The following is a 21,880-nucleotide window of genomic DNA, read 5'->3' as shown; positions in this document are numbered from 1 at the left end:
TAGGTTCTTTTGCAAAGTTAAGTTTATAGTATAATTTAATTGAAAAAGGGGTCTTCTGTATGAACTATTTCAGATATAAACAATCAAGGGTATTGAATGTATTTATGGACTATATAAAAAGAACTGTAGGTCTCTTCAGATCTACGGATTTTCGCCATGCCACGAAATTAGTTATATGTTAGCGAGTTAAGCGAATGCTGACATGATAAAAAAGGAAATTAGATATTTTTTTCTTACTTTGCAACAGAACCAAAGAATAGCTATTATTCCAAAAACTAAAGACGAAATTAAATTCTTTCTTATTCTATGAAGTTGTTCTCTCATTACTTCATTTCTTTTACTTTTCATAACCATACGCCCTCTATTGTTATTTTTTAAAATTAGATCTTTATCATTACTATTTTTCTTAAAATGCACTAGATACTAACCAATAAGCTATACAGTTAGTTTACATAATTTCGTATTATGAGTAGTGCTTTTGTATATGCTTTAATCAAGAATAATATAATTAAAGATTTAAACTAACACATACAAAAAACAAAATTAACATAACTTTAAAAAATAAATCGTTTTATAACATTGATATTTCTGTAAAAAAACAATAGAATAAAGATATAGTTTACATAAAAAGAAGATTCAAAAGTTATGAAAAAATATTTATTAATCATATTATTATTACCTTTATTAATTTCGTGTAGCAATAATCATCACAATAAAAAAGTAACTGTTGTTGAGTATGGAGATTATAAATGTCCTTATTGTAAGGATTTTGATACTAAAGTAATGCCTAAATTAGAAAAAGAATACATAGACAAAGAAAAAGTTAGTTATTCATTTGTTAATTTATCATTTTTAGGTAAGGACTCAATAATAGGATCTAGAGCTAGTCATGCTGTTAAAAATATTGCACCTAAACATTACTTAGAATTTCACCATAAAATTTACAAAGAACTACCAAACAATGAAAAAAAATGGATTACTTATAAAAAAGTCGACAATATTATTGACCAACTTTCAATAAAGAAAAAAGAGAAAGAAAAAATCAAAAAAAATTATAAGTAAAAAAACAGCAAAGCTTATAAAGATGCAATTAAAGATAAAAAAATAGCGGAAAAAGAAAAAGTTGAAATGACTCCAACAGTAGCAATAAATGGCAAAATGGTAGAATCCTTTGGATAAGAATGATTTATTTAAGAAACTCAATAATGAGTTAAAGGAATAGGTGAGAAATAATGAAAATACTAATATATGGATTTAATACACTAAACTATATCGTTTTACTATTATTAATCCTTTTAAACCTACATAATTTACAACAAATAGGATTAAATATTTGTGAATATTTTCTCTTATCTAGTATTGGTATATTGATAATCTCACTAATTATATATTTCTTTAAAAAGAAAGAAATATTTTTAGTGAGTATTTTTATAAACTTTTTTAATATAGCGATTATATTCCCTATATTATTAGTATTATTATTTTAAGGAGGATTTTTATGAAGAAATGTTTTTCAATTGTATTGATTAGTGTTTTTTTTTATTAGCATTGTTTTTAGTGTCCCTGTTCACGCTCAAGAAAACTCCAATGGAAGTGAAAATCAAGAATTCACACCAGAAGAAAAGCAACAACTTGAAAAAGATAAAAAAGAAGCACAATTTTATGATTCTTACTTAAAACAAGATAGTGAAGGTAATTTTATAGCAGATAAAAATAAAATGAATGACGATAATTTAAATAAAAATCAACAAGATAATATAATTGAATATAGTAAAGCCAAATCAGAATTAAAGCCTGACGGATTCTCAACTTATAAAAAGGAAAAGAAAAAGAAAAAAATGTGGTACGGTCATTATTGTGGTAAAGGAGATATCGGTGGTAAACCTATCGATGCTTTAGATAGTGCCTGTAAAAAACATGATAGTTGCTATGCAAAACATGGCTGGGGCGCTTGTGCATGTGACGCTCCATTTATAAGAGCAACTAATAAAATTATTAAAAATAAAAAATATAGTGCAAATATGAGAAAGAAAGCTAAACAGGCTAGACTTGTCTTTGCTGGTGGTTACTTTATATCTTGTGCTCCTGGTGCAAATTAATAGAGATTATTAATTATAATTGAACTTGGATTTGTCACATCTTTTGAATTATTTTATGTGTATATATAATGTTTTTATAGTGGCTAGTAATTAGCCACTATTTTTTCGTTAGAAAAAATCTTAAAAGCGATTATTAATAAAGTAATACTAAATATAAACAATTCTATGTACCAAACTACTGGGTATTTTAAAGAAAAAGCAGTCATGTCATTTATAAATCCAGAAAATCCTCACTGATAACACTTCCAAAAACAATGATCATTAAAAGATATTTATTTTCTTTTTAGTTTCATTAATGCTGATATTATGATTCAATGTGTACCGATATTAATTTGGCTTATAAAGTATTTAAAATCGTCTTTTTCTTCAAAGAAATTTATTAATTCTGTTTTTATCAATATTGGTATTTGCTACTTGATTAAGTTCGTTTAAATTATACATATATTTAATATACTTAAACGAATTAAATTGCAATATCAAAATCAAATATTGATATTTGTTCTGGTTTCTTTTCTAAAATGATTATCTTTTTAACTTCACAAATTTCTTTCTGCTTTTGAGTTGTTATCTACAACCCGAATGTCTCACCTGTTTCATATGGAACATTCATGAAATCACAAAACCAATTTACATATTCCTTAATCATAATAAACGCCTCCTATTGATTTATAGGCATTTATAAATTATTCTGTAAGTGTGGTTTTTTTATAAATGCTTTATATTAGTCGTAGGTTCTGCCAAGAATACCTACGGCTTTTATTTTTAAAATAGTTTGTAACAAGTTACAAGTTATTTGTTACAAAAAAACAAGTAACACGTAACTGCCTATTGGGTACTTGCTATTATTTACCAATACCATATTTCTCTATATATTCTTTTACAGCTGCATCTACTAAATTTCTAATGTTTGTATCATTCATCACAGCATGTATTTTTAAAAGTTTATGATATTCTGAATTGATTTTGACTGGTGTTGATTTTTGTTTCATGAAACTTGCATTATCATAAGGAGTCTTTTCTTTTATTATTTTAATGTCATTATTAAATTTACCTAAATTACTCATTATTACCATCGCTTAATAAATCTTTTGCTCTAACTATTGTTTTCTGCAATACCTTGTCATACCATCTCATTTGTATCTTGTTGTTTGAAATATTTGTAGTTATGCTAGAGGTACTCCAAGCTAATACTCTCTTATCCCAATTAATAATATTGTCATAAACAAGATTACCGTACACTTTTTTGAACTTACTTAGATAATTCATATCTATATTATTCTGAGCTAAATAAGGTATTATGCCAATTACATCTAAATTTTTATTGTATTCTCTTATAGTTGATAGATAAGTCATGTAAGGTAATACTTGTTCATAACAATCTTCATCGGTTTTAACTGGTACAATCGCAAAATCTGATGCCATCAAACAATTATTTGTATAAAAAGAAGTTGTTGGTATAGAATCCATAAGTATCAAATCATATTTCTTATCTAAATTTTCTGTAAGCTTTGTTATCGAATTATTAAGCGAGCCTTGTTTTAATGCGTCCATAAATGTTTTGTTAGATTCTTGTATAATGCCTAAGTCTTTTATTAGTTTTTTAGGTTCTGTTGCAAAGTTAAGTTTATAGCATAATTTAATTGAAAAAGGGTCTTCTGTATGAACTATTTCAGATATAAACAATTCGATAAGGATGTTATTACTATAGGCATTGGCTACTCCCTAAGATACTCATTGAGTTATCGTGATATATCTGGAATATTAAGAGAACGAGGTGTGAACATTCATCATTCAACCGTATATCGCTGGGTACAAGAATATGCACATATTTTATATCAAATTTGGAAGAGAAAACATAAAAAAGCGTATTATAGTGACGTATTGATGAGACATATATCAAAATTAAAGGGCAGTGGTATTATCTGTATTGCGCAATTGATGCAGATGGACATACATTAGATATTTTTTTCTAACTTTGCAACAGAACCGAAAATTAGCACGGTAAGTGTTAATTTTAACTAGAATTCAAATGAAAAACACCACAAAAATCATTTCAAAAGGTTTTTGTGGTGTTTTACTTGAAAGCTGAAACCCTATGTCCCAGCCCCGTTATAGATATATAGTTTACTTTACTTTCTTTATAGTGTTGCTTTTGCGGCTTCAACTGTTTCGCGTGTTAATTCATGACTGTTCACCCAAAACTCAGTTACCTCTGCACCACGATCTTTAAAGATTGAGCGAACGTGCTCACTTTCCGAGATAGGTACGATAGGGTCATTTTTACCCATTGAAAGGTAGACTGACTTACCACTTAAATCGATATCTTTTGGTACTTCTAAAGGATAGAGTGGTGCAAATAATAGGCCTTTTTTATATGGCATCGCTTCATTCAACATTAAACTAATCGCAATGTTAGAACCGTTAGAAAAACCAACGAGAATCACTTCATTGAGATCAAATTGATAACGCTGAGCAGCTTCTTGTAAGAACTCGTGTAATTCTGTCGTTCTAAATTTTAAGTCTTCTACGTCATATTGACCTTCACCGTGACGTTTGAAGAAACGGTTCATCCCATTTTCTGAAATGTTACCACGTACACCTAAAGCATTGTACGTTGGATCAAGTAATTCGGCAATTGGGAGTAAATCATGTTCATCGCCGCCTGTCCCATGCAGTAGGACAAAAGTTGGTTTTGATAAATCACCTTGTTTAAAAATATGTTCCATATCCATTCACCTCTTTATCATTATCGGGGTCTTTTAATTGTAAAAATTTCACCTAATCGTGCATAATCATCGCCTGCAAGTCGACTTACAGGTTTAAGATTTTCAACGTCAATATAGCCCTTATCAACGTCGAATAGTTGTTCATCTATTGATACTTTTTGAATTTCTAACAGTAATAAATCATTTGCGGTTTCAGTTTCTGATTGAATTTCAATATGCTGATAAAGTTTTACTTCAAAACGTATAGCACTTTCATTCAAACTTGGAACAGAAACGTATTCGGAATCAGTCGTCGTAAATTGCGTGAGATCTAACTCGCTTTCATTAGCAGACAATGGTGCAGCGGTTTGATTCGCATCTGAAACATTATTCTCAGTCACAACATGAATGACTGCTTCTTGTGAATTTATTATATTTCTCGCTGTATCTTTCATGACACCTTCTTTGCGTGATACAGAAATTGAGAGTATCGCAGGTTCCGAAGATACAATATTAAAGAAACTGAAAGGTGCAACATTAACAAGCCCTTCCTCAGACTGACTTGTGACCAATGCGATAGGGCGTGGTACGACAGAGCCTATTAAAAATTTATACATTTGCTTTTTGGATAGTTCAGAAGCGCGAAACGTGTACATTATTGACCCTCCAGTCTACATACAATTAATTTTATGAGCGTGTTGTATCAAATTCACGAATTTCTGATTCAATATAATCTCTTTGATTTTCTAAAAATGGTGGAAGTGAGAGTGATTCACCAAGTGTTTCATAAGGTTCATCTCCAGCGAATCCTGGTCCGTCTGTTGAAAGTTCAATTAAAACATGACCGATACGTGTGTAAAGTGCTTTAAAGTAGAAACGGTCAACGATACCAGAGCTACCTACACCTAATTGGTTATATTTTTCAAACCAAGAATTAAGTGCATCATCGTCTTCAACACGGAAAGAAACGTGGTGAACTTGACCGTAACCTGGTCGACTTTGAACGCCTTCATCTTTACGTAGGATAACTTGACCTCCATTACCGCCTTTACCTACTTCTAATAGTGTGACGTTTTCTTCTTCAATAATAGGCTTCATATCATAGAGTTCCATCAATGTTTGTTTGAATTCATCGTAGTAGCTTACTGTAATTTCAATTGGGCCTAAACCATAGATTGCTTTATCTTGTGGGACAGGGCCATTTTTCCAAGGAACACCTGGTTCAACACCTGTATTGTTTTCATCAGAAATCAATTGATATTTTTGACCGTCTTCTTCTTCAAAACGCAAGATCTTTTTATCAAATAGTGTGTCGATGTCGTCGTGTTTTACTCCAAACTCATCAAAGCGTTGTTGATAATATTCAAGCGCTGCATCATTTGGCACACGGAAAGCAGTACGACTGATAGAATTTGTGCCTGATGCACCTTTTGGATTATTTGGAAAATCAAAGAAAGTCATATCTGTTCCTGCGTGACCTTCATCATCTGCAAAGAATGTGTGGTAAGTGTAAATGTCATCTTGATTAACTGTTTTTTTAACAAGTCTCATACCAAGTACGTCAGTAAAAAAGTGATAATTGCGTTCTACATCATTTGTCATTGCAGTTACGTGGTGGATCCCTTTAAGTGGATATTGTGTCATAAGAAAAACTCCTTTATTCATTAATAATTATCTCTAATTCGAACTAAATTTGTGTGAAAGAAAAGTACACGTAAACAACTTAGTTGTCGGTTGGTGTACTCAATGTTTTTAAAGTCTGCTGTAAAGTATTTAACTCTTCCGTTGTTAGTTCTGAAAAGGCTGCCTCAATTGCTTTAGCGTGTTGTGGAAAAATTTGAGTCATGAGTGCTTGCCCTTTATCCGTTAAGGCTGCATAGCTTACACGTCTGTCTTTTTCGCATTGTCTTCGCTGTAATAGTCCTTTTTCCTCTAGTTTTTGCACAACATAAGTTGTACTACTACTTGCAATTAAAATGCGTTCTTGGATTCGTTGAATGCTGTGTTCGCCCTTATTGTACAAAAGCTCAAGTACGGCAAATTCGGTAATATTTAACCCATAAGATTTCACATCATTGCGTATGATTTTATCAATCATGTCATTTGCACGTTTGAGTCCAATAAGTGTTTTAAGCGCAATGTCCGTTCGTTGCAATTGACAACCCCCCCTTTATTTCGAATTCGAGATAATTATAACTTGTAAATTTGGCAAAGTAAAGAATTAAGTTTAATTTTTATACCTCCATCTAACATACAACGGCTCAATATTGATTTGATGCGGTTTATATCTTTACAAGTTATAAAAAGTGATTCCTTTTAAAAGGAGAGTACGCTATATATATTGCCGGTTTTCACATTATAAAACTTTTTAATCGAAACCATTGATGAAACGAATAAATAAAAAACAAATCATCGGCGTAGCATACTGCCTTTAAAAACGTCTATATGACATTTCAGTATGTGAGCGCGCGATGATTTGTTGAGATGCATTAAGCTTCGATAGCAAATTCACTATCAAGTTCAAATTGAATGTCTTTACCTAACATAACGCCACCAGTTTCTAGTGTTTGGTTAAAGCTAATACCGTATTTTTCTCGGTTGATCGTACCTCTTACAACAAAACCAGTGACTTGGCCACCAGTCATTGGATTTGCGCTCACACCGTTGTGTGTAAAATCAAACGTTTCTTCATGTGTTTGACCTGCAATTGTAAGATGACCTGTAATTTGGTTTTCAGTGATTTGAGTAGATTCAAATTTGATTTCTGGATATGTTTCGCTATCAAAGAAATCTTTTGTTTTTAAGTGTTGGTCACGATCCGCATTACCTGTGTCAACAGAGTCTACTTTAATTGTTGCTACTGCTGATAATGAAGAAGCATCTTCTACATCACCAGTTAATTGAATATCGTAGTCTTTAAAAGTACCTCTAATTTTAGAAACCATTAAATGTTTAATTGAAAAACCAAAAGTACTGTGTACAGTATCAAGATTAAATTGTGTCATTATAAATGACCTCCCTTAATTTTTGTTGTAGTTATTTTCTTTTTCTAAGTATAAAAAATATACCATTAATAAAAATTAATAGCAAGGATGAAAGTTTGAATCGTATTTTTTAATATGAAATCAAGCAATAATTGTTTAACTATGCATGTTTATATTGCTATCCTATAATAATTTTAATTTAAAGTGACGGTTTCATGATGGATGAGTAACGTCAGACATTTGAAATATGGTAAAGTAAGGATAGTAGAAAAATGAATAGTTTCTATGATTAAAAGGTTGTAGACCTATGAGAGTGAAATTTTTCATATTTCACCTCATGAAAGCGCGGATAAAAGAATAAATATGAGACAGCGAGACTGGGTGGGGGATGACTCACATCTTGTGCAATCTTACTCATTTTTGGCGAGCATAATCATGCGTTTTAATAGCTATTGCGCGCAATTATTAGTGTTTTGTTATTAATTCTTAATTAAAGTTTTGTTTTTGTACAAAAACAATGAATGTGAAGATAATGTTAGGAGATGAAATTGATGATAGTAGAAGAAATTCAAGGTAACATTGCACAACTTTCTCAAGATGAAAAAAATATACACATTGAGAAGGTTTATTTAGAAAACTCAGACCTTGTGAAACGAATTCAAAGGGTAACTTCAGATCATGGCACTGAAATTGGCATTCGTTTAAGTCAGCCAATTGATCTTCAGTATGGTGATATTTTATATCGTGATGATCAAAATATGATTATTATCGATGTCAATTCAGAAGATATTATAGCAATCCGTCCACGTACAATTAAAGAAATGGGAGAAATTGCGCATCAATTAGGAAATCGCCATTTACCGGCTCAGTTTACGGATGAGAATGAGATGCTTGTCCAGTATGATTACCTCGTAGAAGATTTATTGAAAGAACAAGGTATTCCGTATCAACGAGAAGATCGTAAAGTCAATCAGGCCTTTAAACATACAGGACATTCACATGACTAACTTAGCGAAATTGAAGTTGTTCCAATTTTGTGATTCACAATTTCCAACAGGCGCTTTTAGCCATTCTTTTGGGCTAGAAACTTATATTCAACGTGGGGCTATTTATGATGGCATGACTTTTCGGAAATGGTTGGAAGTGTTTTTAACAGAACAACTCACGTATACAGATGGCTTGGCGATGCGTTTGGTTTATGAAGCGATTGAATCGAATACCCCAGAGGTCATTGAACGGTTCGATCAACTGTTGTTTGTGCAAAATATTCCTCGAGAAACGAGAAATGGAACGAAACAAATGGGGAAACGCATGATTCAACTTGCGCATACGCTTTACGATGATGAATGGTTGGATTGGTACTATGAACGTGCGAATGCATATGCGCTTCATACCCATCCAGCTGTTGTTTTTACATTGTTGGGTCATCATTTAAAGATACCAATTGAGGAAATTATTGATTATTATTACTATCAAAATATTTCCAGTTTAACGCAAAATGCGGTTCGTGCCATACCACTTGGACAAACAGAAGGGCAGAAAATTGTAGCGCAAATGATTCCTTTTATTGCACGGACACGGGAAGCTGTAATGCGATTAGATGAAAAAGATTTTGGTATTACAGCACCGGGTATTGAAATGAATCAGCTTGAGCATGAACATGTGGATGTACGTATATTTATTTCATAGGAGGAATAGAAATGAAACCGATAAAAATTGGTGTAGGGGGTCCTGTAGGGGCCGGTAAAACCCAACTTATTGAAAAAATTGTTAAACGTCTCGCATTAGAGAAAAGCATTGGCGTTATTACAAATGATATTTATACAAAAGAGGACCAAAAAATCCTAGTCAATACAGGCGTACTTCCTGAAGATCGTATTATTGGTGTGGAAACTGGGGGTTGTCCGCATACAGCTATTCGGGAAGATGCTTCTATGAATTTCGCAGCAATCGATGAATTGATGGAAAGACATTCTGATATTGAACTTATATTTATTGAATCAGGTGGCGACAATTTAGCAGCGACTTTTAGTCCGGAACTGGTTGATTTTTCGATTTATATTATTGATGTGGCACAAGGTGAAAAAATCCCACGTAAAGGTGGGCAAGGCATGATTAAATCGGATTATTTTGTCATTAATAAAACAGATTTAGCACCCTATGTAGGAGCTTCTTTAGAACGTATGGCTGAAGATACTAAAAAATTCCGTAAAAATCGTCCATTCGCATTTACAAATTTAAAAACGGATGAAGGTTTAGACCAAGTGATGGATTGGATTAAAAAAGATATCTTCTTTGAAGGGCTAGCGTAATGGCCATTTCAAAATGGACGGGTGAACTCGACCTTACCTTTAAACATGATGGGACCCGTACCGTTAACGGGAAGACATATTATCAGGGCGGTTTGAAAGTATTACGTCCGACGTATTTAAATGGAAGCCCACACCCGACAATGTTTTTAATCAACTTAGGTGGCGGTTTTGTAGACGGAGATCGGTATCGTACTGCGATACACTTTGAGCCTCGTGCCCATGCCGTGCTTACAACACAAGGTGCTACGATTGTGTTCAAGACTTTGGAAGATAAGGTGGAACAATATCAAACGTTTCACTTAGAAGATGAATCATTTATGGAATATATTAGTGATCCGATTATTGGATATACGCATGCAAAATTTTATCAACATAATCGGTTTCATCTGAGTTCCACTGCATCAATGTTTTATACTGATATTTTGACACCGGGCTACGATCAAGAGGGAAAACCATTTAATTATCATTATTTACAATTATTAAATGAAATCTATGTAGATGATCAGTTAGTCGTTTATGACCATTTAAAGTTAGATACACAAAAAAATAAAGTGACGGATATGGGTTATATGGAGGGATTTACACACATGGCGGCCTGCTTTTATATGAGCCCGCATGTAAATCAAAAAGTGGTTGAAGCGGTTCAAGAAGTCGTGCGACCTTTTATGCGTGAAGATTGTCGTGTTGGCGTCACTTTATTGCCTACAAGCGGCCTAACATTTCGTATCTTAGCGCATTCAACAGGGACGATACAAGAAGTGATTAATGCTGTGCACCAATTTGTCATGACAACTTATCATGAAGAAGATGCACAATTTTTAAGAAAATATTAAAAAAACTGTCTCTCAGAAATTGAAGCTGAGAGACAGTTTTTTAATAGAGATGATAACGTAAAAACTCTTTATTCATTCGGAACGATAGCAAAACTTCTTACAGGAAAGCCAGGGGCCTCATCTGGTTTAGGACAAATATTATAAATGACAGCACCACGACTAGGGACTTGGTCTAAGTGAGCCAACAATTCAATCTGGTAACGGTCTTGCCCAAGGACATATCTTTCACCGACAATATCTCCATTTTTTGCGATATCGATAGATGCATCGGTATCAAATGTTTCATGACCAATGGCAGCGACATGACGTTCTTCTATTAGGAAAGTTAGCGCATCTAATGACCAACCCGGTAAATGTTGCTGTCCGTTTGCATCTTTATTTTCAAAAGAGGTGTGATCCGGCCAGCGTTTGGACCAATCACTTCGAAAAGCGACAAATGTATTCGGTTCAATCTTGCCGTGTGTCTCTTCCCATGATGCAATGTGTGCCCGTGTTAAACGGAAATCTGCATCTTTTGCGACGGCTTCTGAGAAATCGAGTACAATGAGTGCTAAAACCAATTCTTGTAATTGTAATTCATGTAAATAACGCTGATTTTCAACAAAATGAATAGGTGCGTCGATGTGTGTGCCATATTGTGTGACAAATGACCATTGTTGAACGAAAAAGCCATCTTGTTCTACTGTAAAGGGTGTTTCAACTTGTGCACCTTCAAATGCGCTAAAATGTGGGGACTTTGCATTGAAAGTATGTGTTAAATCGACCCATTTTGCTTCTTTAAGTGCGTTGAGTTGTTCCCAAAGTGGATATGTCATGCTATCAGACCTCCTTTATTAACTCCTTATGCTGACGTTTGTGGGGATTCAATATGATCTTGACGTAATTTTTTAGCGCTATTAACGAGTACGCTTAATGCTGCTTTTACTTCATCTTCTTTACGTGTTTTGAGACCGCAGTCTGGATTTACCCAGAATAATGAACGATCGATTTCTTTTAATGCGCGGTGAATCGCTGTTGTAATTTCTTCTTCAGTAGGGATACGAGGGCTATGAATGTCGTATACACCTAAACCAATACCTAAATCATAGTTAATATCTTCAAAATCTTTAATCAAATCACCGTGACTTCTTGATGTTTCAATTGAAATCACATCTGCATCTAGGTCATGAATCGCATGGATAATCTGTCCGAATTGCGAATAACACATATGCGTATGAATTTGCGTCTCATCTGCAACGGAAGAGGTCGCGAGTTTGAAACTATGGACCGCTTTCTCTAAATAAGCAGCATGGAATTCTTGACGTAAAGGTAAGCCTTCGCGCAATGCAGGTTCATCCACTTGAATGACTTGAATACCGGCTTTTTCCAACGCTAAAACTTCTTCATTAATTGCGAGTGCAATTTGATCTTGAACCGTTGCACGCGGGATATCTACACGTTCAAATGACCAGTTTAAGATGGTTACTGGACCAGTAAGCATTCCTTTTACAGGTTTGTCTGTTAAACTTTGCGCATAAACCGTTTCTTTAACAGTTAATGGTGCAGTCCATTTTACATCACCGTAAATGATAGGTGGTTTAACGGCACGAGAGCCATAAGATTGAACCCATCCGAAACGTGTCACAAGGAAGCCTTGTAATTTTTCACCAAAGAATTCAACCATGTCATTTCGTTCAAATTCACCATGTACAAAAACGTCTAAACCAATTTCTTCTTGAATTTCAATCCAACGTTTAATCTCATTATTTAAAAATGTATCGTAAGCTTCATCTGTAATACGTTTATTTTTCCAGTCTGCACGCTGTTTTCGAACTTCAGGTGATTGTGGAAATGACCCGATTGTTGTTGTTGGTAAATCAGGTAAGTTTAAGCGACGTTGTTGTAATACTTTTCGCTCAGAAAAAGCAGAAGCACGTTGAGAACGGACGCTTTCAAAATCATAGTCAAGGTTTTTGAAGTCTTGGCTTTGGAAACGTGTATATTGCGCATGTAATTTATCATATTGTTCTGTTTGGTTATTGTTAATTGCATTTTTTAAAGCTGCTAATTCTTCTAATTTTTCAGTCGCAAAGCTTAATCCATCGCGTACAGTTTCATCTAATGTCTCGTCGTCTAGTGATACAGGAACGAGTAGTAGGGAAGAAGATGGGTTAATGTACAAGTCGTCGGAATATTGAGATAATTTTTCGATGAGTGCTTTCTTAGCTTCCACATCTGCAGCCCATACATTTCGTCCATCAATGACACCTGCAAATAAAGTTTTTGAGGAATCAAGATCGCCATTTTCAATTTGTCGAAGGTTATGCCCGTGATCATGTACGAAATCAAGACCAATCCCTTTTACAGGTAAATCGCTTAAAAACTTAACATTGGCACGTTCGAAATAAGTTTGGATAATGAGCTTTTGCGCCACTTCAGCATCTGCAAATGCTTGATAAGCTTCTTGAGTAATCGCTTCAAGTTCAGTGCTTTTATCAGTGACTAATATAGGTTCATCCACTTGAATCAACTCTGCGCCAGCTTGAATGAGTGATTCAAAAACTTCGATATAAAGCGGTAATAAAGTACGAACTTTGTCTTCGAACGATTGATTGCCACCTTTCGAAAGTGCGACGAAAGTAATCGGTCCGACAATAACAGGATGCGCATTAATGTGTAGCGATTTTGCGTAATTAAAGCGTTCAAGTAATGTATTTTTACCTACTTTAGGAGAGACATTGTCCCATTCAGGTACGATATAGTGATAGTTCGTGTTAAACCATTTAATTAATGCACTTGCGACATTCTCTTTGTTCCCACGAGCAATGTCAAAAAGGAGATCGTCATTCACTTCACGGCCTTGAAAACGTTCAGGAATGATATTAAAGAGTAACGAAGTATCTAAGATATGATCATAAAGTGAAAAGTCACCGACAGGCACACTATCTAGACCATAATGCTTTTGTAGTAATAAGTTTTCACGATGTAAATTTTGTAATTGGCTATCTAATTCTTCTTTAGTGATTTTTTTATTCCAGTAGCTTTCAATCGCCTTTTTCCATTCACGTTTACGTCCAAGTCTTGGGAATCCTAAGTTTGTTGTTTTAATTGTCATAATATCGCCTCCTGATGGGTTTGTGTAATTGATTTTGAATAAGCTGCAAGTTCTAGTGAATAGTCCACACGTTCAAAAGGTGTGATTAAATAGAGACCATTAAAATATGTGTGAACTGTATCAATGATTGACTTGCAAAGTGAAATGCTAAGTTGGTAGGTTGCTTCTTTGTCACTTGCTACTGCTTTAAATTGCTCGAGTATCTCTTCTGACATTTTGATACCAGGCACCTCATTATGTAGAAATAAAGCATTATTGTAACTTGTAATCGGCATGACACCTATAAAAATAGGGACATTGAGGTGCTTTGTTGCTTCATAAATTTCAATAATTTTTTCTTTTGAAAATACAGGTTGTGTAATAAAGTAACTCATTCCGCTTTCGATTTTCGTTTCCATTTTGCGTACAGCGGCTTTAATGTTTCTGACGTGTGGGTCGAAACCACCAGCGATGTTGAATTGTGTCGTTGTTTTCAGCGCATCACCATCCGTATTGATTCCTTTATTAAATTTGAGTGCGAGTTCAGTCAGACCTTTTGAGTTCACATCGTAAACATTGGTCGCACCAGGTAAATGACCAATTTTAGAAGGGTCGCCCGTAATCGCAAGAATCTCATGAATGCCTAAAAGCGACAATCCGAGTAGATGGGATTGCAAGCCAATGAGGTTACGATCCCGACATGTAATATGAACGAGGGGTTCAATATCAAATCGTTGCTTAATCAAACTTGCTGCTGCAATATTTGAAATACGCACTGTCGCAAGGGAGTTGTCTGCTAAAGTGACTGCATCAATATTCGCTTCATCTAAAGCTTTGACATTGTTAAAAAATTTCGTTGTATCTAGGTGTTTAGGCGTATCGAGCTCAACAATGATTGTTGGTTTTTGCCGAACCCGATCAGCTAAATTAAGTTGATGTTGATTTTGGGTTAACGTCTCTCTTTTTTTATCAATAGGGATAACCTTTTTATTTTGTATCGGTTTAAGTCCTTTTACCGCAGATTTGATGTGCCGTATATGTTCTGGTGTCGTACCACAACAGCCTCCAATTAAGCGGACACCTTCTTGGATCAGTTGTTGCGCCGTATCACCAAAATATTGGGCATTATCACTATATTTAAACGTATGCTGATCCAAATCGAGTAAACTCGCATTCGGGTAACAGGAGAGATACGCTTTGTCCGGTAGTGCAATATGACTAAACGAGTGTTTCATATGGTGTGGCCCATGATGGCAGTTCAAGCCGACAACATTTGCGCCAGCAGCAACGATTTGCTGTAACGCGTCATTAATTTCAGTACCATCTCTTAAGTAATTCGTATTGGAAGCTGTGAGTTGGGCAATGATTGGAATATCGTAATTTTGACGGGTTTGAGTAATGACTCTAATTAATTCAGTTAAATCATAATAGGTTTCAAACAACAGACCATCTACACCCGATTCGATAAGTGTATCGACTTGAATTTCCGTATGGTATTGAATGGCTGACAAGGATAATTCACCTTGCTTTACACCTCTAAAACCACCTACAGTACCTAAAATAAACGTGTCAGGACGGGCAGCCCGTTTCGCAATGGCTACTGCTGCTTGATGAATGGCCTTTACTTTATGTTCGAGTCCAAAAGGTTGCAACTTTTCGAAATTGGCACCATACGTATTCGTTTGAATGACATCTGCACCAGCTTCGATGTAAGAACGATGAATATGCTCGACCTTTTCAGGGTGCGTCAGATTATATGCTTCTGGACAGGTATCTAAGCCTTCAGAGTAAAGAATCGTTCCCATTGCACCATCAGCCACTAGAACGTTGTTTTGTAGCGCTTTTAACAACCGACTCATCATATCCCTCCTTTAATGCGTCATCTAAATCCGCGATTAATTCTTCAACATTTTCTATCCCGACACTTAATCGGAATAAACCGAATGTAATCCCTCGTGCTTCACGAATATCCTCTGGAATGCTCGCATGTGACATGGTGTTCGGGTGAGAAAGAATCGTTTCAACGCCACCTAAACTTAACGACACAAGTGGAATCGTGAGTTTTTCAGCAAATTGTTGCGCATAGGACTCATCTTTTAAGCGAAATCCGAGAACGGCACCGCCACTATGGGCTTGTTGCAGATGAACGGTGCTATTTCCTGGGTAATAGACGTACGCAATGGCTGGATGTTGTTCTAAAAAGCGACAGACTTCTTTAGCATTTTTAACTGATTGTTGAAAACGAACATCCAACGTTTTAATGTGCTGGGTCAGCGTCCAACTGTCGTATACAGATAAACCACTACCTGTGCCGTTTTGAATTAAATAAAGTGCGTCGGCAATTGCTTTATCATTGGTAATGACGGCACCAGCGATAACATCACTATGTCCACCTAAAAACTTCGTAGCGCTATGAATGACAATGTCAGCACCGAGATCTAAAGGATTCTGTCCAAGAGGCGTCATAAATGTATTATCAACAGCAACTGTAATGCCATATTCTTTAGCAAGTTGCGCCACTTGTCTAATATCAGTAATTTTAAATAAAGGATTAGAAGGCGTTTCAACATAAATCAATCGTGTTGAAGGACGAATCGCTTTACGAATCTCGTTAATATCTTCAGCATTGACCGTAGTAAATGAAATATTAAAACGAGACAAGATGCTTTCAGTTAATCGAAATGTCCCACCATAGACGTCATCAGGTAAAATTACATGATCACCTGCTTGCAATGTTAGGAAAACAGCTGTAATCGCTGCGATACCAGAGTTAAAAGCATATCCAAAATGACCATTTTCTAACTGAGCTAATTTTGTTTCAAGTAGCTCACGATTAGGATTGCCACTTCTGGCGTAATCATATTCGTAAGGGCCACCTAACTCTTGTTGATGATAAGTAGAAGAGTAATAAAGTGGGATATTGGCGCTTTTATATTTGTGGCCTCTGTTCGTATCATGGATTAATTCAGTTTGTTTCGTGCGCTTCATAAAGAACACCCTCCTTAGATTTCTCAAGTGCTTGGATTAAATCATTTTCAATATCTTCGTAAGCTTCAATACCAATGGATAAACGTATTAAATGTTGATCAATGCCGCGTTTATCTTTTTCATCATCTGGCATATCGACATGGGTTTGTGTATAAGGAAAAGTGATAAATGTTTCAGTTCCACCTAAACTTTCTGCAAAACGGCAAACTTGGATATGTTGTAACAACGCAGCCACTTGATAATTAGGCGCAAGGCGTAAACTTAACATCCCTGTTCGCCCGCTGTACAACACTTCGGCAATCCCTTCCAATTGTTGACATCGCTCTGCGAGACGTTGCGCATTCTGTTGTGCACGTTCCACGCGTAAATGTAATGTCTTCAGTCCACGTTGCAACAAATAACTATCAATAGGTGCTAGGGTAGCGCCAATCATATTATGTAGTTGCGTAAATTGTTCAGCTAGAACAGGATCTTTAACAGTGACGACACCTGCTAGTACATCGTTATGACCTCCGATATACTTCGTCGCAGAATGTAAGACGATGTCAGCCCCATCTTCTAGTGGCGTGGACAAATAAGGTGTAAGAAAAGTATTGTCGATAATCGTTAATAAACGATGTTGTTGTGCCAACTGGTAATAAGGCGACAAGTCAATCTCAATCATCAACGGATTGGAAATGGGTTCGATAAACAATGCTTTCGTATGCGGTGTGATCGCTGCTTTAACTTCTTCAACATTTTCAAAATTTACATATTTAAAGCGAATGTCATATTGTGTTTCGTAAAATTCAAATAAGCGAAATGTGCCGCCATACAAATCAAATGACACGAGTATTTCGTCGTGAGGTTTAAAAAGATTACAGACAAGTTGGATACTTGCCATCCCGCTTGAAGTCGCAAATGAGGCAATGCCACCTTCAATTTTGGCAAAGGCGTCTTCAAAAGCTTGTCGTGTTGGGTTTTTCGTGCGTGTGTAATCATAGCCCGTTGAATGACCTAGACCAGCGTGTTGATAAGCAGTCGAAAGGTAAATCGGGTTAGCAATCGCGCCGGTGTGATCTGTAGTAAGTGCAATTTGTGCCAATGTGGTCTCTTTCATCGTTGATAACCTCCTCAAACAAAATAAAAAAGCTTTCATCCTAATATCCGAATTTTTAATCGAATAAAAAGGACGAAAGCTAAGTTCGTGGTACCACCTTAATTTGTTAATTTATCGCTAAAGTAACCTCTCACAGTACGCTAAATTGCTTTATGCGCGATTTAGATCTATACAGTGAAGGAAGAGTATAGTTAATATTTTCCAGTACGCATAATAACAAAATGTTAATACTGTATCGCTATAACGGGCGAACCCGGTGATACCTCATATTGGCATCAACACTCCAAGGCCATTTTCAAATTTGCTTTCAATGCCTTTTCTCAGCGAAACAAGGCTCTCTGTGATTGCAGTGTAAATTTTACTTTCCTTTTTACAGTGTCTCGAATATTGTACTGTTTCTTTGTAAAAATCACTTTACATGAATCAAAAAAGGATGTCAACATATTTTTCAGAAAATTATGATTAGATAAAATTTTGGCACATCCTGAAAATAATGTAAAGGCTTGTGTCTCAACTATGCAACCAGTAAAATAGAATGGTAAAAAAATTTGTGGGAGCAGGTGATGCACGTGACCCATCAAAATGAAACATCAAAGCGTACTTCGCAACATGTCGAAATGATAGCGATACATGATTTGAGACCGAACCCTTACCAACCCCGTAAGACCTTTGATGCTGAAAAGCTCACTGAACTTGCGCAATCCATTACACAGCACGGTATTCTACAACCAATTATCGTAACCCATGCGATTCAAGGTTATTACATTGTGGCCGGGGAAAGACGGTATCGTGCAAGTCTTGAAGCGGGTTTAACCGAAATACCTGTCGTCATTAAAAAGTTTTCAGATGCAGAAATGCGTGAACTCGCAATTATTGAAAATTTACAACGTGAAGATTTAAATGCATTAGAAGAGGCTGAGAGTTATCAGCAATTAATGGCAGAATTACATTTAACACAACAGGAAGTGGCGCAAAGACTAGGAAAATCACGACCGTATATCGCGAATATGTTGAGGCTACTTAAATTACCTGTTAAGATTAGAACTTTGATACGTGAAGGTACACTTTCATCTGGTCATGGTCGGACACTATTAGCACTTAAAGATGTTAAAAAGATGGAAAAATATGCAAATTTAGCCGTCCGGGAGTCTTGGAGTGTACGCTATTTGGAACAAGTGGTCGCCGAATTATTAGGAACAAGTAAAAAGCGTGAAGAACCGCAACAGAAAGCCATTAAAAAGCCTGCCATGATACGTCAACACGAGCAGCAATTGCAGGAACAATATGGGACTTCAGTTGAGATTGCCACGAAGAAAAATGTTGGTGAGATTACATTTACATTTCATTCAGAAAGTGATTATCGGAGATTGATTCAACAATTGAAGAAAATGTAAAATCTGTGCCTTTGAAATCAATTGTGTAGCCAATACGGGAAAGTGTTTATAGAGAAAGGGAGTCGTTATGAATCAATTTAAAGCAGTCATAGAAAGTATGGTTCAGCCATTATTAGAGCCTGAAACATACTCGAATTTACTTACAAAATTAATTATTATTGCCATTTATGTCATTGTTGCTTTTGTTGTCGTGCGTATTTTAAATAAAGTCATCGAACAATTTTTTAAAGTAAATAATCGAGCGATGACGAAATCGAATCGTGCGAGTCGTGTCAAAAGGTCCAAGACATTGATTACATTAGTACAAAATGCTGTCGGATATCTCGTTTGGTTTATTACGTTGACAACAGTGCTCAGTAAATTTGGTATTAGTGTTGAAAGTATTTTAGCCGGAGCGGGTGTTGTCGGTCTCGCTATTGGTTTCGGTGCACAAACACTTGTTAAAGATGTGATTACAGGATTCTTTATTATTTTTGAAAATCAATTCGATGTGGGTGATTATGTCAGCATTAAAAATAATGGTTCCCCGATTGCAGAGGGGACAGTGAAAGCAATCGGCTTACGTTCTACACGCATACTGTCATATACAGGAGAGCTATCAATTATTCCAAATGGTACGATGAGTGAAGTCACCAACTTTTCAGTCACAAATGGAGTCTCAGTGATTGATATCCCAGTATCGATTAATGAAAAAATTGATGATGTTGAAAAGAAAATGAACATATTCTTAAAGTCTATTCCGAAAAAGTATGACATCTTTATTGAGCCACCAGAAGTCTTAGGGGTGGATAATTTTAATAGCTATGAAGTAAGAATTCGTGTGGCTGGAGAGACGCTTCCAGGTGAAAGTTTTTCAGGTTCACGTATTCTTCGACGAGAGCTCAAAGAATTTTTACAAGCTGAAGGGATTGAAGCACCAATGCCGACCCTTGTCCAACTTTATAAAGATCAACAAAACGCGGAATCATAGAGGTGAAAATGTGTGTCATCAAATTACGAATTAAATGATATAGTAGAGATGAAGAAGCAACATGCTTGTGGTGCAAATCGGTTTAAGATTATTCGAATGGGCGCAGATATTCGTATCAAATGTGAGCAATGTCATCGAAGCATTATGCTACCCCGCCAAACTTTTAATAAGAAACTAAAAAAAATACTCGTCAAAGCGAGTTCAAATGAGAAGGAGAATGAATAATGGCCTTAACAGCTGGTATCGTGGGCTTACCTAACGTCGGGAAGTCAACACTTTTTAATGCAATAACTAAAGCAGGTGCACTTGCTGCAAACTATCCTTTCGCTACGATTGATCCTAACGTGGGTATCGTAGAAGTGCCGGATACACGATTAAATGAATTAGAAAAAATAGTTAATCCTAAGAAAACAGTACCGACGACTTTTGAATTTACAGATATTGCCGGGATTGTAAAAGGAGCGTCAAAAGGGGAAGGTTTAGGTAATAAATTTTTATCTCATATTCGAGAAGTCGACGCGATTTGCCAAGTTGTACGCGCTTTTGATGATGAAAACGTGACACACGTAGCAGGACGTGTGAATCCTATTGAAGATATTGAAGTTATCAATATGGAGTTAGTATTAGCTGACTTAGAATCTGTTGAGAAACGCCTGCCACGTTTAGAAAAAATGGCGAAACAAAAGGATAAAACGGCAGTGAATGAAGTGCGTATTTTATCTCAAATTAAAGAAACACTTGAAAACGGTAAACCTGTGCGTAGTATTGATTTCAATGAAGAAGATCAAAAATACGTCAACCAAGCACAACTTTTAACATCTAAATCGATGTTATATATTGCTAACGTAGGTGAAGATGAGGTCAATGACGCTGAAAATGATAAAGTAAAAGCCATTCGTGAATATGCAGCGAGTGAAGATTCAGAAGTCATTGTCATCAGTGCTAAAATCGAAGAAGAAATTGCGACTTTAGATGATGAAGATAAAGCGATGTTCTTGGAAGAATTAGGTATCGAAGAACCTGGCTTAAACCGTTTAATTCGTAAAACATATGATTTATTAGGACTTGCGACTTATTTTACAGCTGGCGTACAAGAAGTGCGTGCATGGACATTTAAAGAAGGAATGACTGCGCCACAATGTGCGGGTATTATTCACACTGACTTTGAGCGTGGCTTTATTCGTGCCGAAGTAACAAGTTACGAGGACTATGTTGCCAACGATGGTGAGCAAGGTGCTAAAGAAGCAGGTAAAATGCGCTTAGAAGGTAAAGACTATATTATGCAAGATGGCGATGTCGTCCATTTTAGATTTAACGTATAAGTTTGTCCTTAAATAAGATAAATCGAATGTGTATAGAATAAAAACAAATGACACAACCTTTCATATTTCATCGAATGGAAGCGCTGTGTCATTTTTATTTA

Annotated in this window: 21 protein-coding genes, 3 pseudogenes and 1 other annotated feature; of the genes and pseudogenes, 12 read left to right on the top strand and 12 right to left on the bottom strand. The window is 35.5% G+C overall.

Going from position 1 to position 21,880, the window contains the following annotated elements; genetic code table 11:
• Positions 1-79: 79 nt before the first annotated feature.
• The 3 genes and pseudogenes from KM149_RS00120 to KM149_RS00110 all read left to right on the top strand — a co-directional run.
• Positions 80-190: pseudogene (locus tag KM149_RS00120) on the top strand (IS6 family transposase); the annotation flags it as partial.
• 455 nt (positions 191-645) lie between these two features.
• Positions 646-1,222, top strand: a pseudogene (locus KM149_RS00115) (DsbA family protein).
• A 307-nt stretch (positions 1,223-1,529) separates the two neighbouring features.
• Positions 1,530-2,099 (top strand): phospholipase A2 family protein, encoded by a 570-nt coding sequence (locus KM149_RS00110; protein WP_241415426.1) that lies wholly within the window; start codon positions 1,530-1,532, stop codon positions 2,097-2,099.
• A gap of 842 nt (positions 2,100-2,941) precedes the next feature.
• Here the strand turns inward: KM149_RS00110 and KM149_RS00105 are convergent.
• Together KM149_RS00105 and KM149_RS00100 are read right to left on the bottom strand one after the other, a co-directional pair.
• The gene (locus tag KM149_RS00105; protein WP_060830475.1) at positions 2,942-3,163 is read right to left on the bottom strand and encodes a hypothetical protein; all 222 of its coding nucleotides are present in this window, start codon (positions 3,161-3,163) and stop codon (positions 2,942-2,944) included.
• Complete coding sequence (locus tag KM149_RS00100; protein ID WP_214970775.1) at positions 3,156-3,650, bottom strand: ParA family protein; 495 nt, start codon at positions 3,648-3,650, stop codon at positions 3,156-3,158. The genes KM149_RS00105 and KM149_RS00100 overlap by 8 nt, the downstream gene beginning before the upstream one ends.
• Positions 3,651-3,758: 108 nt before the next feature.
• Here KM149_RS00100 and KM149_RS00095 point away from each other — a divergent pair.
• Positions 3,759-4,066: pseudogene (locus KM149_RS00095) on the top strand (IS6 family transposase); the annotation flags it as partial.
• Between the two features lie 171 nt (positions 4,067-4,237).
• On the opposite strand, the gene mhqD reads toward KM149_RS00095, so the two are convergent.
• From mhqD to KM149_RS00070, 5 genes are all read right to left on the bottom strand, one after another.
• Positions 4,238-4,825, bottom strand: coding sequence for a methylhydroquinone degradation carboxylesterase MhqD (gene mhqD, locus KM149_RS00090; RefSeq protein WP_050331904.1), 588 nt, complete (start codon positions 4,823-4,825; stop codon positions 4,238-4,240).
• A 20-nt stretch (positions 4,826-4,845) separates the two neighbouring features.
• Complete coding sequence (locus KM149_RS00085) at positions 4,846-5,460, bottom strand: flavin reductase family protein (protein ID WP_214970777.1); 615 nt, start codon at positions 5,458-5,460, stop codon at positions 4,846-4,848.
• 31 nt (positions 5,461-5,491) lie between these two features.
• Entirely contained in the window at positions 5,492-6,448 is a 957-nt protein-coding gene (locus tag KM149_RS00080; protein WP_050346178.1) for a ring-cleaving dioxygenase, read from the bottom strand.
• A 79-nt stretch (positions 6,449-6,527) separates the two neighbouring features.
• Entirely contained in the window at positions 6,528-6,959 is a 432-nt protein-coding gene (locus KM149_RS00075) for a MarR family winged helix-turn-helix transcriptional regulator (RefSeq protein ID WP_050331901.1), read from the bottom strand.
• Between the two features lie 334 nt (positions 6,960-7,293).
• Entirely contained in the window at positions 7,294-7,809 is a 516-nt protein-coding gene (locus KM149_RS00070) for a YceI family protein (protein ID WP_050331900.1), read from the bottom strand.
• 530 nt (positions 7,810-8,339) lie between these two features.
• Between KM149_RS00070 and ureE the strand changes: the two genes are divergently transcribed.
• The 4 genes from ureE to KM149_RS00050 are packed head-to-tail and all read left to right on the top strand — an operon-like array spanning position 8,340 to position 10,933.
• Positions 8,340-8,795, top strand: a complete 456-nt coding sequence (ureE, locus tag KM149_RS00065; RefSeq protein WP_214970780.1) for an urease accessory protein UreE — start codon at positions 8,340-8,342, stop codon at positions 8,793-8,795.
• Entirely contained in the window at positions 8,788-9,477 is a 690-nt protein-coding gene (locus KM149_RS00060; protein WP_060830470.1) for an urease accessory protein UreF, read from the top strand. Before ureE ends, KM149_RS00060 begins: the two co-directional genes overlap by 8 nt.
• Positions 9,478-9,488: 11 nt before the next feature.
• Positions 9,489-10,100: an urease accessory protein UreG gene (ureG, locus tag KM149_RS00055; RefSeq protein WP_165545403.1), complete on the top strand. Its 612-nt coding sequence runs from the start codon at positions 9,489-9,491 to the stop codon at positions 10,098-10,100.
• A complete protein-coding gene (locus KM149_RS00050; protein WP_214970783.1) occupies positions 10,100-10,933 on the top strand; it encodes an urease accessory protein UreD in 834 nt (277 codons plus the stop codon). Before ureG ends, KM149_RS00050 begins: the two co-directional genes overlap by 1 nt.
• A gap of 68 nt (positions 10,934-11,001) precedes the next feature.
• Here the strand turns inward: KM149_RS00050 and KM149_RS00045 are convergent, their stop codons facing one another.
• Genes KM149_RS00045 through KM149_RS00025 form a run of 5 tightly spaced genes read right to left on the bottom strand, consistent with a single transcriptional unit; the run spans position 11,002 to position 18,093 of the window.
• Entirely contained in the window at positions 11,002-11,748 is a 747-nt protein-coding gene (locus KM149_RS00045; RefSeq protein WP_214970786.1) for a cyclase family protein, read from the bottom strand.
• Positions 11,749-11,774: 26 nt separating this feature from the next.
• Positions 11,775-14,030, bottom strand: a complete 2,256-nt coding sequence (metE, locus tag KM149_RS00040; RefSeq protein WP_214970820.1) for a 5-methyltetrahydropteroyltriglutamate--homocysteine S-methyltransferase — start codon at positions 14,028-14,030, stop codon at positions 11,775-11,777.
• A complete protein-coding gene (locus KM149_RS00035) occupies positions 14,024-15,865 on the bottom strand; it encodes a bifunctional homocysteine S-methyltransferase/methylenetetrahydrofolate reductase (RefSeq protein ID WP_214970789.1) in 1,842 nt (613 codons plus the stop codon). Before KM149_RS00035 ends, metE begins: the two co-directional genes overlap by 7 nt.
• Positions 15,819-16,994 carry a cystathionine beta-lyase MetC gene (gene metC / locus KM149_RS00030; RefSeq protein WP_214970792.1) on the bottom strand — a complete coding sequence of 392 codons (1,176 nt, stop codon included), beginning with the start codon at positions 16,992-16,994 and terminating at the stop codon, positions 15,819-15,821. The genes KM149_RS00035 and metC overlap by 47 nt, the downstream gene beginning before the upstream one ends.
• Positions 16,972-18,093 (bottom strand): PLP-dependent transferase, encoded by a 1,122-nt coding sequence (locus KM149_RS00025; protein WP_214970794.1) that lies wholly within the window; start codon positions 18,091-18,093, stop codon positions 16,972-16,974. The genes metC and KM149_RS00025 overlap by 23 nt, the downstream gene beginning before the upstream one ends.
• Before the next feature lie 65 nt (positions 18,094-18,158).
• Positions 18,159-18,476 (bottom strand) — a binding site (T-box leader).
• A 180-nt stretch (positions 18,477-18,656) separates the two neighbouring features.
• Between KM149_RS00025 and KM149_RS00020 the strand changes: the two genes are divergently transcribed.
• The 4 genes from KM149_RS00020 (at position 18,657) to ychF (ending at position 21,779) form a co-directional block, all read left to right on the top strand.
• Positions 18,657-19,487, top strand: coding sequence for a ParB/RepB/Spo0J family partition protein (locus KM149_RS00020; protein ID WP_214970797.1), 831 nt, complete (start codon positions 18,657-18,659; stop codon positions 19,485-19,487).
• A gap of 67 nt (positions 19,488-19,554) precedes the next feature.
• Positions 19,555-20,457, top strand: coding sequence for a mechanosensitive ion channel family protein (locus tag KM149_RS00015; protein WP_103356089.1), 903 nt, complete (start codon positions 19,555-19,557; stop codon positions 20,455-20,457).
• Positions 20,458-20,469: 12 nt separating this feature from the next.
• On the top strand, positions 20,470-20,682 hold the full coding sequence (locus KM149_RS00010) for a DUF951 domain-containing protein (RefSeq protein WP_016425698.1): 213 nt from the start codon (positions 20,470-20,472) through the stop codon (positions 20,680-20,682).
• Positions 20,682-21,779 (top strand): redox-regulated ATPase YchF, encoded by a 1,098-nt coding sequence (gene ychF, locus KM149_RS00005; protein WP_214970810.1) that lies wholly within the window; start codon positions 20,682-20,684, stop codon positions 21,777-21,779. Before KM149_RS00010 ends, ychF begins: the two co-directional genes overlap by 1 nt.
• The last annotated feature ends 101 nt before the right edge of the window (positions 21,780-21,880 follow it).

The organism is Staphylococcus coagulans (assembly GCF_022557135.1).
Lineage (GTDB): Bacteria > Bacillota > Bacilli > Staphylococcales > Staphylococcaceae > Staphylococcus > Staphylococcus coagulans.
Note: the sequence above shows the minus strand (reverse complement) of the source record. Positions and strands in the feature narration are given on the sequence as shown.

Bases quoted from the DNA above. Each gene is read 5' to 3' on its own strand.
- KM149_RS00060 (WP_060830470.1), top strand. From the start codon at position 8,788: ATGACTAACTTAGCGAAATTGAAGTTGTTCCAATTTTGTGATTCACAA.
- KM149_RS00020 (WP_214970797.1), top strand. From the start codon at position 18,657: ATGCACGTGACCCATCAAAATGAAACATCAAAGCGTACTTCGCAACAT.
- mhqD (WP_050331904.1), bottom strand. From the start codon at position 4,825: ATGGAACATATTTTTAAACAAGGTGATTTATCAAAACCAACTTTTGTC.
- KM149_RS00015 (WP_103356089.1), top strand. From the start codon at position 19,555: ATGAATCAATTTAAAGCAGTCATAGAAAGTATGGTTCAGCCATTATTA.
- KM149_RS00035 (WP_214970789.1), bottom strand. From the start codon at position 15,865: ATGAGTCGGTTGTTAAAAGCGCTACAAAACAACGTTCTAGTGGCTGAT.
- KM149_RS00080 (WP_050346178.1), bottom strand. From the start codon at position 6,448: ATGACACAATATCCACTTAAAGGGATCCACCACGTAACTGCAATGACA.
- ureG (WP_165545403.1), top strand. From the start codon at position 9,489: ATGAAACCGATAAAAATTGGTGTAGGGGGTCCTGTAGGGGCCGGTAAA.
- ureE (WP_214970780.1), top strand. From the start codon at position 8,340: ATGATAGTAGAAGAAATTCAAGGTAACATTGCACAACTTTCTCAAGAT.
- KM149_RS00025 (WP_214970794.1), bottom strand. From the start codon at position 18,093: ATGAAAGAGACCACATTGGCACAAATTGCACTTACTACAGATCACACC.
- KM149_RS00070 (WP_050331900.1), bottom strand. From the start codon at position 7,809: ATGACACAATTTAATCTTGATACTGTACACAGTACTTTTGGTTTTTCA.
- KM149_RS00105 (WP_060830475.1), bottom strand. From the start codon at position 3,163: ATGAGTAATTTAGGTAAATTTAATAATGACATTAAAATAATAAAAGAA.
- KM149_RS00100 (WP_214970775.1), bottom strand. From the start codon at position 3,650: ATGGACGCATTAAAACAAGGCTCGCTTAATAATTCGATAACAAAGCTT.
- ychF (WP_214970810.1), top strand. From the start codon at position 20,682: ATGGCCTTAACAGCTGGTATCGTGGGCTTACCTAACGTCGGGAAGTCA.
- metC (WP_214970792.1), bottom strand. From the start codon at position 16,994: ATGAAGCGCACGAAACAAACTGAATTAATCCATGATACGAACAGAGGC.
- KM149_RS00050 (WP_214970783.1), top strand. From the start codon at position 10,100: ATGGCCATTTCAAAATGGACGGGTGAACTCGACCTTACCTTTAAACAT.
- KM149_RS00085 (WP_214970777.1), bottom strand. From the start codon at position 5,460: ATGTACACGTTTCGCGCTTCTGAACTATCCAAAAAGCAAATGTATAAA.
- KM149_RS00045 (WP_214970786.1), bottom strand. From the start codon at position 11,748: ATGACATATCCACTTTGGGAACAACTCAACGCACTTAAAGAAGCAAAA.